The sequence below is a fragment of the Streptomyces sp. NPDC001728 genome (assembly GCF_040297565.1).
Lineage (GTDB): Bacteria > Actinomycetota > Actinomycetes > Streptomycetales > Streptomycetaceae > Streptomyces.
Window position 1 is genome coordinate 51121 of record NZ_JBEOZK010000016.1, and the last position, 12086, is coordinate 63206.

At 73.1% G+C, this 12086-nt stretch carries 6 protein-coding genes; 1 reads left to right on the forward strand and 5 read right to left on the reverse strand.

The genetic code is table 11. From position 1 onward, the window contains the following. Window positions 1-32: 32 nt before the first annotated feature. On the reverse strand, window positions 33-1625 hold the full coding sequence (gene guaA / locus ABT154_RS23015; RefSeq protein ID WP_351858711.1) for a glutamine-hydrolyzing GMP synthase: 1593 nt from the start codon (window positions 1623-1625) through the stop codon (window positions 33-35). 350 nt (window positions 1626-1975) lie between these two features. Here guaA and ABT154_RS23020 point away from each other — a divergent pair, with 350 nt between their 5' ends. Continuing rightward, complete coding sequence (locus tag ABT154_RS23020) at window positions 1976-2269, forward strand: chorismate mutase (RefSeq protein WP_351858712.1); 294 nt, start codon at window positions 1976-1978, stop codon at window positions 2267-2269. A 769-nt stretch (window positions 2270-3038) separates the two neighbouring features. Here the strand turns inward: ABT154_RS23020 and ABT154_RS23025 are convergent. The 4 genes from ABT154_RS23025 to ABT154_RS23040 form a co-directional block, all read right to left on the reverse strand. Beyond that, complete coding sequence (locus tag ABT154_RS23025; protein WP_351858713.1) at window positions 3039-4880, reverse strand: GMC family oxidoreductase N-terminal domain-containing protein; 1842 nt, start codon at window positions 4878-4880, stop codon at window positions 3039-3041. A gap of 50 nt (window positions 4881-4930) precedes the next feature. Beyond that, the gene (locus ABT154_RS23030) at window positions 4931-6592 is read right to left on the reverse strand and encodes a succinic semialdehyde dehydrogenase (RefSeq protein WP_351858714.1); all 1662 of its coding nucleotides are present in this window, start codon (window positions 6590-6592) and stop codon (window positions 4931-4933) included. Window positions 6593-6758: 166 nt separating this feature from the next. Next, complete coding sequence (locus ABT154_RS23035; protein WP_351858715.1) at window positions 6759-8534, reverse strand: serine/threonine-protein kinase; 1776 nt, start codon at window positions 8532-8534, stop codon at window positions 6759-6761. Between the two features lie 245 nt (window positions 8535-8779). Beyond that, the gene (locus tag ABT154_RS23040) at window positions 8780-11920 is read right to left on the reverse strand and encodes a serine/threonine kinase C-terminal domain-containing protein (protein ID WP_351858716.1); all 3141 of its coding nucleotides are present in this window, start codon (window positions 11918-11920) and stop codon (window positions 8780-8782) included. Between the last annotated feature and the right edge of the window lie 166 nt (window positions 11921-12086).

Consider the following 12086-nt stretch of genomic DNA (forward strand, 5'->3'; position numbering starts at 1 on the left):
ACGGCTTCGGCCGGCTCAGGGAGCGGGAGCGACTACTCCCACTCGATGGTGCCCGGCGGCTTGCTGGTGATGTCGAGGACGACGCGGTTGACGTCGGCGACCTCGTTGGTGATGCGGGTCGAGATCTTGGCCAGCACGTCGTACGGCAGGCGCGACCAGTCGGCCGTCATGGCGTCCTCGGAGGAGACCGGACGCAGGACGATCGGGTGGCCGTAGGTGCGGCCGTCGCCCTGGACGCCCACGGAGCGGACGTCGGCGAGCAGAACGACCGGACACTGCCAGATCTCGCGGTCGAGGCCGGCCGCGGTGAGCTCCTCGCGGGCGATGGCGTCGGCCTCGCGCAGCAGGTCCAGGCGCTCCTTGGTGACCTCGCCGACGATGCGGATGCCGAGGCCGGGGCCGGGGAAGGGCTGGCGCTGGACGATCTCGTCGGGCAGGCCGAGCTCCTGGCCGACCATGCGGACCTCGTCCTTGAAGAGCTGCCGCAGCGGCTCGACGAGCTCGAACTCGATGTCGTCGGGGAGGCCGCCCACGTTGTGGTGGGACTTGATGTTGGCCGTGCCGGTGCCGCCGCCGGACTCGACGATGTCCGGGTAGAGGGTGCCCTGCACGAGGAACGCGACCTCGGGGCCGTCCTCCTGGAGGATCTCCAGCTGCGCCTGCTCGAAGACGCGGATGAACTCACGGCCGATGATCTTGCGCTTGGTCTCCGGGTCGGAGACACCGGCGAGGGCGGTGAGGAAGCGCTCCTGGGCGTCGACGACCTTCAGGTTGACGCCGGTCGAGGCGACGAAGTCCTTCTCGACCTGCTCGGTCTCGCCCTTGCGCATCAGGCCGTGGTCGACGTAGACACAGGTGAGCTGCGAGCCGATGGCCTTCTGGACGAGCGCGGCGGCCACGGCGGAGTCGACGCCGCCGGAGAGGCCGCAGACCGCGCGCTTGTCGCCGACCTGGGCGCGGATGGCCGCGACCTGCTCCTCGATCACGTTGCCCGTGGTCCAGCTGGGCTCGATGCCGGCGCCGCGGTAGAGGAAGTGCTCCAGGATCTGCTGGCCGTGCGTGGAGTGCAGCACCTCGGGGTGGTACTGGACGCCGTACAGCTTCTTCTCGTCGTTCTCGAAGGCGGCGACCGGCACGACGTCCGTGGACGCGGTGACGGAGAAGCCCTCGGGGGCGGCGGAGCAGGCGTCACCGTGCGACATCCACACGGACTGCTCGATCGGGGTGCCCTCGAAGAGGGTGGAGCCGGACTTGGAGACGTGGAGCTGGGTGCGGCCGTACTCGCGGGCGCCGGTGTTGTCGACGGTGCCACCGAGGGTCGTCGCCATCAGCTGGAAGCCGTAGCACATGCCGAAGACGGGGACGCCCGCCTCGAACAGGGCGCGATCGAGGCGCGGGGCGCCCTCCGCGTACACGGAGGACGGGCCGCCGGAGAGGATGATCGCCTTCGGGTTCTTGGCCAGCATCTCGGCCACCGGCATGGTGGACGGGACGATCTCGCTGTAGACCCGGGCCTCACGGACGCGGCGGGCGATGAGCTGGGCGTACTGGGCGCCGAAGTCGACAACGAGGACTACGTCCGGGTTGGTGACGTCGGGCGCGGCAGCGGGGGTCGCTGATGACACTTCGGCGGCCTTCCGGCGGTAGGAGGGTGGGTCCCCCGAAGGGGGGTGCTATTTGTCGATTCTACCGGCGCGCCGGTGGCGCTTTTCGTCTCACCATCCGAACCCGGTTCGGTCCCGCTCCCGCGCGGGATCCATACTGTCGGCATGCGCACGCTCACGACCTACGTCTTTACCTATGGCAACCGGCCCACCGGCTGCCATGGTCGTGCTGCTTGAGCATCTGACAAGCGACTTCCCAGGCGCCCCGGGCTGACAGCCCGGGGCGTTCTGTCGTTCCGGGCCACGTCGCCCCGGGGCATCCGACACGGTCCGGCACCGCCGGAACCGACCGACACCCCAGGAGCACGACCATGACGACGAACACCGCCACCCCCGAGAAGACCGGCGCCCGCACCGAGGAGGCGGCGACGCTGATCGGGGGCGCCCGTGAGCGGATCGACGCGCTGGACGACCGGATCATCGGGCTGATCCAGGAGCGGATGGCCGTCTCGGCCGTCATCCAGGAGGCCCGGATCACCTCCGGCGGCCGCCGGGTGAACCTGGCGCGCGAGATGGAGGTCCTCGGCCACTACCGGGACGCGCTGGGCAAGCCGGGCACGGCGCTGGCGATGACGATGCTGGAGCTGTGCCGGGGGCAGATCTGACGGGAGTCCCGCCGGGGACGCGCCGCGACGCGAGTCGCCCCGGGGACGCACCGCGAACGCGCCTGGGTGGCTGCCCGGATCTGAGTTCGGGCCCGCTCTCACCCGTACGGCGCGTGACCGGCTCCGAGGCGGCTTCGTTGGTCCGGGTGTCCGTGCCAGCCAGGGGCGGGCCAGTAAGAAACCACGCGTGGCTTCGCTGGGGCGTGTGGCGTACCTCTGGTACGTCGTGGGACCTCGCACCAGCGCTTGTGACCGGACAGCAGGGGACAGCAGTCCGGTCGCCCAGAAGGAGCGGTCGATCCCGGGGACGCTCGGGGTCGACCGCAACCGGCTCATCCGGTCGCGGCGCCCCCGCGACCGCCAGCAGCGCACGACCCCCCCAACCCGTACCGAGTCGTCCCCCGTCTGTCTCCCTCCCCACGCGGCGCAACCCCCCGGCGCCGCCCCGCTCGGCACCGCCGCTGCCCTGACACCGGTGCCGACCCCCAAGGGCCCCGTGCCGCGACCGAAATCGCGCCACGGGGCCCTTGCCCGCGCCCCCGCACGCCGCCGCCTCCGCAGGGCCGCCGCCCCGCGGCCGTCCCTCGGGACCGCCCCCGCACACCCCGCCCCGTACGTGACGCGCGTCACACGAAGATCCTGTGCAACCGCTACAACCATCCCCGTGGGTCGCGGGTCATCCATACAGCACCACCAAAGCTGGTAAGGGCGCTGCACTCGGAGGGGGGTGCAGCGCCCTTTACCTTTTTCGTCCGTCCCGCGAGCCGGGTCACTCCGCCTTCGGCGGGACCGTCGGGATGCCGAGGAAAGGCAGCCGCAGGGCGCCGAAGGCCTCGGCCGGGACCACGGGGGACTTCGGTTCGACCGCCGAGAGCCGTACGTATGCCTCGCCCTGGCGTGGACGGGTGTCCTCGTCGCCCTTGTTCGGCCAGAAGGACATCGCCCGCTCCGCCTGCGCCGTGATCGTCAGCGAGGGGTTGACGCCGAGGTTGGCGGAGACGGCCGCGCCGTCGACGACGGAGATCCCGGGGTGCCCGAAGAGCCGGTGGTACGGGTCGATGACGCCGGACGCGGCGTCGGCGCCGATGGGGCAGCCGCCGAGGAAGTGGGCGGTGAGCGGGGTTCCCATCAGTTCGCCGACGTTGGAGCCGGGGAAGCCGTTGATCTCCTCGGCGAGGAGGGTCGCGGCCCGGGTGGCCTCCGGGATCTGCACCGGGTTGGGCGCGCCGTGTCCCTGGCGGGCCGTGAGCAGGCCCTTTCCGAGGCCGCCGGGCTTGCGGTAGGTCGTCAGGGAGTTGTCGAGGGACTGCATGACCAGGCCGATGATCGTCCGCTCCGACCAGCGCCGGTTGGAGAGCGAACGGGCGGCGAGCGTGGGGTGCCTGAGCAGGTTGAGGAACCAGCTGCGCACCCGGTGGGCCCCGTAGGGCACCTGGAGGACGGTCAGGCCGCCCATCGAGTTGGAGCCCTTGCCGTACCGCACCGGCTCGATGTGGGTGTTGGCGTCGGGGTGGACCGAGGAGGTGATGGCGACGCCCTTGGTGAAGTCGGCCCTGTCCTTGCCGTGCTTCTTCCGGTAGCGCCGGTCGGTGGTCTGGGCGCCGACCAGGCCCTCGGAGTTGGTGCGGGTGAGTTCGCCGAGACGCTGCGAGATCCGGGGCAGCAGCCCGCTGTCCTTCATCCGGTGCAGCAGGGTCTGGGTGCCGTACGTACCGGCCGCGACGACCACCCGGCGGGCGGTGAAGGTGCGCCCCTTCCCCTTCCGCCGCTGGTCGGTGGGGAGGGTCTTCACGGCGAAGCCGCCGCGTGAGTCCTCGGTGACGGTGACGACCGTGGTCATGGGGTGGACGGTGGCGCCCGCCTTCTCGGCGAGGTGGAGGTAGTTCTCGTTGAGGGTGTTCTTGGCGCCGTGGCGGCAGCCGGTCATGCACTCGCCGCACTCGGTGCAGGCGCGCCGGGAGGGGCCCGCGCCGCCGAAGTAGGGGTCGGCGACCTCGCCGCCGGGCTTCGCCTTCGCCTTGCCGTCGGCATCCGCGCCGTCCCCGAAGAAGACGCCGACCGGGGCCATGTGGAAGGTGTCGCCGATGCCCATCGCCTGGGCGGCGGCCTTGAGGTGGACGTCGGAGGGGGTGGTCGTCGGGTTGATCCGGACGCCGAGCATCCGCTGGGCCTGGTCGTAGTACGGCCGCAGCTCCTCCTGCCAGTCCGTGATGTCCTTCCACTGCGGGTCGTCGAAGAACGGCTTCGGCGGTACGTAGAGGGTGTTGGCGTAGTTGAGGGAGCCGCCGCCGACGCCGGCCCCCGCGAGCACCATGACGTTGCCCAGCAGGTGGATGCGCTGGATGCCGTAGAGACCGAGGGCGGGGGCCCACAGGAAGTTCTTCACGTCCCAGGAGTTCTTCGGCAGGGTCGCGCGGGTGAAGCGGCGACCGGCCTCCAGGACGCCGACCCGGTAGCCCTTCTCGGTGAGGCGGAGGGCGGTGACCGAACCGCCGAAGCCGGAGCCGACGACGAGGACGTCGTAGTCGTAGCCGTCCCCGGAGCCCTTGCCGTCGTCGTACGAGCCGTCCTCGGCCGGCTCCTGATTTCGGGTAGGGGGTAGCGCGGTCATGGCTCTCCTCGTACGGAAAAGGGCGAAAGGGGGCGGGGGCGGAGCCCGGGTCAGCGCAGGCGCAGGGCCTTCATCGCCTTCAGGGACGCGCTCATGAACGCGGCGTACTTCTCGTCGTCCATCCCGAAGGAGGGCGCCAGCGGGATCAGCCGCTGCTGGGCGACGGTCTGGGCCTCGGTGTACTTGAGGATGCCCTCGGAGCCGTGGCGGCGGCCGAGCCCGGAGTCCTTCATGCCGCCCATCGGGGACTGCACGCTGCCGTAGGCGGGGGCGTATCCCTCGTTGATGTTGACGGTGCCGGTGCGCAGCCGGGCCGCGACGGAGTGGCCCCGGCGCGAGTCCTTCGTCCAGACGGAGGAGTTCAGGCCGTACGGGGTGCCGTTGGCGAGGGCGACGACCTCGTCCTCGTCGCGGAAGCGGTAGATCGAGACGACCGGGCCGAAGGTCTCCTCGTTGCAGACGGCCATCGGGGCCTCGACGCCGTCGAGGATGGTCGGCTCGAAGAAGAGCGGGCCGATGTCGGGGCGGGCGACGCCGCCCGCGACGAGCGTGGCGCCCTTGGCGACGGCCTCCTCGACGTGCTTCGTGACCGTCTCCAGCTGCCGCTCGCCGACCAGGGAGCCCATGTCCGCGCCGTACGCGAGGGAGTGGCCGAGGCGCATGGCCTTGGTGCGGGCGGCGAAGCGGTCGAGGAAGGCGTCGGCGATCGACTCGTGCACGTACAGGCGCTCGATGGAGATGCAGAGCTGGCCGGCGGAGGAGAAGCAGGCGCGGACGGCTCCGGCGGCGGCCTTCTCGATGTCGGCGTCCTGAAGGACGAGCATCGCGTTCTTGCCGCCGAGCTCCAGGGTCACGCCGACGAGCCGGGCGGCGGCGCCCTGGGCGACCTCGCGGCCGGTGCGGGTGGAGCCGGTGAAGGACACGTAGTCGGCGTGCTTGACGACCTCGGGGCCGACGACCGGGCCCTCGCCGATGACGACCTGGAAGACCTCGGCGGGAAGCCCGGCCTCGATGAGCAGGTCACGGGCCCACAGCGCGGTGAGCGCGGTCTCGGTGTCGGGCTTCATGACGACGGCGTTGCCCGCGACGAAGGCGGGGAGCGCGTCGCCGACGGACAGCTCCAGGGGGTAGTTCCAGGGTGCGATCTGGCCGACGACACCGCGGGGCTGGCGCAGCTCGGTGACCTTGGTGAGGGTCGGTACGACGCCGGTGTGGCGCTTGGGGCGCAGGTACGAGGGGGCCTTGCGGCCGTAGTGGCGGGCGGCGACGGCCACCGCCTGCACCTCCTCGTGGGCGTGCAGGCGCGCCTTGCCCGTCTCCAGCTGGATGAGGTCGAGGACCTCGGACTGGCGCTGGAGGACGAGGTCGTGGAAGCGGAGGAGGATCGCGGCGCGGGCCTTGACCGGGGTGGCGGCCCAGGCCTTCTGGGCCGCACGCGCGCGCGTGAAGGCCTCGGCGACGTCCTCGGGGGTGGACTCGGGCAGGTCCGCCAGCTTCGCCCCGGTGAAGGGGGTGTGGTTGGCGGTGCGTCCGGAACCGGCGACACCACGGGTGAGCCGGGCGACCACCTCGGGCGTCACGACGTCGGCGGCGGTACGCGCGCCGGCGGGCGCGGGCGCGACCGGATTGGTCGCCCCCGCGGGGGCCGCTCCGGCCTTCGCGGCGGGGGCGTCGGGAACCGAGGGGGCGGCGGGGGCCTGCGAGTCCGTCATACGGCCGAGCGTAGGCCGCCTTCCGCCCTTTGGGTACCCGTCGGTAACGCGTTTTCACCGGGTACTCACATTGCGCCAGCGATCACTGGCACATAAGGCCTGATCAGCGGCTTACGGCCACCGGAGGGCTTTCGCGGAGAATTTCCGGCACCTTCGGCCGAGCCGGTCAGTCGCCCGGCGCCCGCCAGTGCTGGAGGACGATGTCGAACTGCTCCCGGGTCTGGGCCCAGCTCGACTCCGGCGAGGACATGTACAGGGCGTACTCGGTGCCGTCGTCCGCGTAGTACATCAGGTCGATCGCGTGCCGGGGCCCCGGGAAGTCCTTCTTCTCCGTCCAGGTGAACTCCCACTGGCAGGAACGGACCTGGTCACGGTAGGTGACCTGGCCGAGCTTGATCCGGTTGTAGTCCATCCGCCGCTCCAGGACCCGTTCCAGGTCGAGGGCGTGCATGTACGGATTCTCGAAGTCGGGCTTCGGGTCGATGCTGATCCGGATGCGGTGGTTGCCGTTGTCCGGGGTGTAGTCGATCTGGTCGCCCTCGGTCTGGCGCTTCCAGCCGTCCGGTACGAGGAGGCTGAAGCCCTTCGGGTCGTCCACGCGGTGCCAGCCGACCGGGATGTCGGTGCCGGGGCCCTGCTTGGAGGGGGCGGGTCCGGCGGTCGTGGTCCGGCCGGCGTCGCCGCCGCCTCCGTCGCCGCCCATGTAGTTCATCGCGGCGAAGACGGCGCCGCCCGCGACCAGCCCGGCGAGCAGGGCGGCGAGAACGGCGGTGCGCCAGCGGCCCCGGCCGGAGGGGGCGGGGTGGGACGGCTGGTACGGGTGAGCGGGCTGGTGGGCCTGGGACGGCTGGTGGCCGTGAGGCGGCTGAGGCCACTGCGCCGTGCGGGCCGGGGTGGGCGCGTGGGAGGTGCCCGAGGGGCCCGTGGCGTCCTCCGTACCGGTGCCCGTACCCGCTCCGGTGCCTTCGTGGCCCCGGCCGCCTTCGTCGTCGGCGTCGTCGCCCAGTTCGACCAGGTCGAGGACCGAGCCCCGCCCGTCCCCCGCCGACTCCAGCTCCTCCCTGGCCACGCGCTGGGTCGGCACGTACGCCTGCGCGGCCTCCGGCGCCCGCCCCTCCATCGCGTCGAGCAGCATCCGCCCGGCCTCGTCCGCCTGCGGTCGCTGGTCCGGGTCCTTGCGGAGCAGGGCCACGATGACGGAGGCCAGCGGGCCGGCCTTCTCCGGGTACGGCGGTTCCTCGGCCACCACGGCCTGCATGGTGCTGATGGGGGACGTACGGCGGAACGGCGAGGTGCCCTCCACCGCCGTGTACAGGGTGGCTCCGAGGGACCAGAGGTCGGAGGCCGGGCCGGGATCGCCGCCCCTCACCCGCTCGGGCGCCAGATAGTCGATGGAGCCGACAAGTTCACCCGTCCGAGTGATCGTCGCGTCCCCCTCGATCGCCGCGATCCCGAAGTCGGTGATCAGGACGCGGCCGTCCCGCGCCAGCAGGACGTTGCCCGGCTTGACGTCCCGGTGCAGCACCCCGGCCGCGTGCGCGGCACGCAGCGCGCCGAGGACGTGCAGCCCGATCCTGGCCGCCTCGTGGGGATCGATCGTGCCGGACTCCTTGGCGGCGTCGGCGAGCGAGGGCCCGTCGACGTACTGCATCACGATCCACGGCCGGTCGTCGTGCTCCAGGACGTCGTGGACGGTCACCACGCCCGGGTGCGTGATCCGCGCGGCGGCCCGCGCCTCCTTCTGCGTCCGGGCGTGCAGCACCAGCCGGTCGGCCTCGGCCACGAAGCGGCCGGCCGTCAGCTCCTTCACCGCCACCACGCGGTGCAACACCTCGTCGTGCGCGCGCCAGACCTTGCCCATGCCGCCGCGCCCGATGGACTCGCCCAGCCGGTAGCGACCGGCGAGCAACAGCCCGGACCCTGTGCTTTGAGAATGTTCCACTTGCCCCCGCCCGTTCCTTCTGATGCCAGGTTACGGAGGGGGGTACGCGCGGCGGAACCTCGGGGCTGCCATAGGAACAGCACTGTGACCGGGGGCCGGTGGACGTTTCGGCGCCCTTCGTGCGTCACGCGCGGGTCGCGCGCGCCCCGGGCGTGCGCGAGGCGTGCCTTCCGTGCGCCCGGTGTGCGCGTCGCGCGCGCCTTCCGTGAGCGTCGCGCGCGCGATCCGTGTGTGATCCGGCCCGTTCAACGTCCCGGGCGGAACCCCTTCGTGGCCTCGTCGAAGATCTCCGACACCTTGTCACGCTCGCTCTGCGGGCCGATGACCTGCACGACGTGATACCGACCGCCGTCGATCAGCGCGAGGTTGCGGACGAAAACCTCACGGCCCGTGCTGTCCAGCCACCAGTAACTCCCCGTGGCCGTCGCCGTGCTGCCGATGTCGACCCGGCGGGTCTTCTCCGCCCCCGACCAGCTCGATGTGCGCCACGGGTCCAGCTCGCGTTCCCTGGAGTTCTGGTACTCCAGCGGGTCCGAGCCGTTCTCCCGGACGGTGTCCCGGCCGGGCACGACGATCAACGTGAAGTCAGCGCCGGTGTACCGCACTTGCCCGGCGTCGTTGATGGCGCTGCGCCGCCACCCCTTCGGCACCCCGATGCGGAAGCCCTCCGGGTCCTGCCGCAGGGCGTACCCGGCGGCGGGCGCGGGCGCCGAAGGATCCGCGGGGGGCGGGGTGGTGCGCGGCGCGGTGGTGCCGTCGGAGCCGGGGCTCTGACCGGCGGTGGTCGGGGGCCTGCCCGCGGTGCTGGGCGCGGTCGGCCCCGCGGGCGTCTCCTTGTCCCCGGGCAGGAAGAGGACGGCGTACGCGACGGCCCCGCCGAGCAGGAGGAAGACCAGGATCAGGAGCGTACGGCCGAGGTTCCGGGGGGATCCCGAGGCACCCTCGGAGTCTGCGGACGACGAGCGTCCGGTACGGGGTGGCCTGGGCGCGCGCTGCGGGATCTCCTCGTGGAACTCCTCGCGGTATTCGGGCTGCACGTGCTCGGCGCGGCCGGGGACGGCCGGTTCGTGATCGGCGCCCCGACCGCGGTCGGCCTCGTAGGCGTGGGCGTCCTCGTGGCGGGCCGGAGGGCGCGTGTCCTTGCCGCGCTTGTGGCGGTGGCGGCCCGCCCCCGCCGCTCCACGCCGACGCCGCACCAGCTCGCCGCGCCGGCGGACGATCGGCAGCCGCGCCTCGTCGAAGGACGGCAGCGGTACGGCTCCGGCCCCCGCCTCCGGCTCGGGCGCCGAGCGCACCAGGGAACGCAACCAGCCGCGCAGCTCCTCGAAGTCGGGCCGCTCGGTGGGGTCCTGACGCAGCAGCGACTCCACGACCGGGCGCAGCGGCCCGCACTCCTCCGCGAAGGCGGGCGGTTCGGCGCAGACCAGCTGGACCAGCTCGGCCGCGCTGTCCTCCGGGTACGGGGCGTGCCCCTGGACGGCCCGGTAGAGGAGCGCGCCGAGCGCCCACAGGTCGGTCGCGGGGCCGATCGGCGGGGCGAGCCGCCAGTTCTCGTGGACGGGACCGGCCTGTTCGGGCGCCCAGCGCTCCGTGACGGCGCCGACGACCGCGATCCGGGTCTGCCGGGCCCGCTCGGCGGCGAGCCGGGTGGTGGGACCGCGGTGGGCCTGCGCGGGGATTGCGACCGGCCCGTCCTCGCGGGCGCCGGCCGGGACCGGGAGCCTGGCCGGGTCCGGGGTCGCCGCCGTGTACCCGGCGGGCAGCGCCGGGCGGCCGGAACCGGGCAGCACGGGGCCCCTCCCGGGTCCGGAGCCTCCCGTACCCCCCGAACCGCCACCGGCGGATATCGGTCCCGAGCTGTCCCGAGAGCTGTGCGGGCCGTCGCTCCAGCTGCCGGCCAGCATCACGCGCGGCGGCCGGCCGGGCGGCGGGCCGCCGTCCCCGTACGGCTCGTCGCCGTCGTCCTCGTCCTCGTCGTCGTCCGCCACCCGGGCCCACCACTGCGGCTCGGGCGCGCCGACCGCCTGGGCCGTCGGCGGCGGGGGCGGGGGCGGGGGAAGTTCGGGCGGCTCCGACGGCGCGGGCCGCTGGACGGGGAGCGACCCGGTCTCGCCCAGCCGGGCGGCGGCACGGGCCCCGGCCCGGTAGGCGGCGATGGCGCCGGCCCGCGCGGCCCGCACGTCGGCGGTGGGCGGCGCCGTGGCGGGCTGTGTCTCGGCGGGGGAAGCGGGGGTGGCCCGCCCGTAGGGGTCGACGCCGTACACGTCGGGGGCGGTGCCGGGGGCGGGGTCCGGGTCGGCCTCCCCGTCCGCGTACGGGTCCGGTTCCGGGGTCTGGGCCTGCCCGTACGGGTCCGGGCCGTACACATCAGGGTCCGGGTCCGGTGCCGCCCCGTAGGGGACCCGCTCGTCGGCCTCCTCGTAGACCTCGACCTCGTACAGGTCGGAGGCGTAGACCTCGGAGCCGTACTCCTCGCCACCGTGCCCGTCGGAGCCGTAGGCCTCGGCGCCGTACACCTGGACGCCCCGCCCGTCGGCGCCGTACACCTGGACGCCCCGCCCGTCGGAGCCGTACCCCTCGGATCCGTACTCCTCGGATCCGTACTCCTCGGATCCGTACTCCTCGGCCCCGTACTCCTCGGCCCCGTACTCCTCGGCCCCGTACCCCCCGAAGCCGTCCTCGTCCCCGGAGCCGTCCTGGTCCCCTGGGGCGTCCTCGTCCTCGTCGTCCTCCCCCGTCGGCGAGTCCCACCCCCGTACGGGCGGCTCCGCGTCCGGGTCCGGCACCGGGGCGTATCCGCAGAGGGCCTCCTCGGCCGCGCCGACCGCGAGGCCCGTGAGGACCACCCGGCCGTCGTCACAGACGAGTACGGTCCGGGCGGTGATGTTGCGGTGCACCCAGCCGTGGGCGTGGAGCGCGCGCAGGGCGGTGAGGACGTCGGCGCCTATCTCGGCGGCCCGGTAGGGGTTGAGGGGCCGCTCGGCGAGGAGCGCCGCCAGCGGGCGGGCCTCGATGCGTTCGCTCACTATCCACAGCGAGCCGGCCTCGGCGAAGACGTCGAAGACCTGGTCGAGGAGGGGGTGGTCGGGGATCTGCGCGGCGGCCTGGGCCGCCTCTATCGCCCGACGCACGACGGGCTCGGCAGGGCGGCGGGTGGCCCGCCCCGCACTGCCGTGAAGGCCTGCGGCACCGCCCTCGCCGTCGAGCACCTCGGCGTCGACGAACTCCGGCAGCGGCACCTGGCGGACCAGGACCTCCTGACCGCTGTAGGTGTCGAAGGCCCGTGTCTCGGCCAGGTCGTACGCGTCGGCGGGCGCGTCCGCGTCCACCGGCGGCAGCGGCAGGCGGTAGCGGTCCGCCAGCACCCTTCCCGCGTAGTCGTCCACGACGCCTCCCCACGCGCGCACGCTGTCCCCCGTGGACCCCCGGACCCCGCCGACCGGTCGGGGTCGTACGGGGTCACGCGAGTCGGTCACCTTCGGTCCGGCACCGTGCAGTCAACGGCTCTGTTCGACTTCGTACGGTCCTCGAACTCTCACGATACGGCCCGCC

Coding starts and splice junctions, on each gene's coding strand:
- ABT154_RS23020 (WP_351858712.1), top strand. CDS start 1,976: ATGACGACGAACACCGCCACCCCCGAGAAGACCGGCGCCCGCACCGAG.
- ABT154_RS23025 (WP_351858713.1), bottom strand. CDS start 4,880: ATGACCGCGCTACCCCCTACCCGAAATCAGGAGCCGGCCGAGGACGGC.
- ABT154_RS23030 (WP_351858714.1), bottom strand. CDS start 6,592: ATGACGGACTCGCAGGCCCCCGCCGCCCCCTCGGTTCCCGACGCCCCC.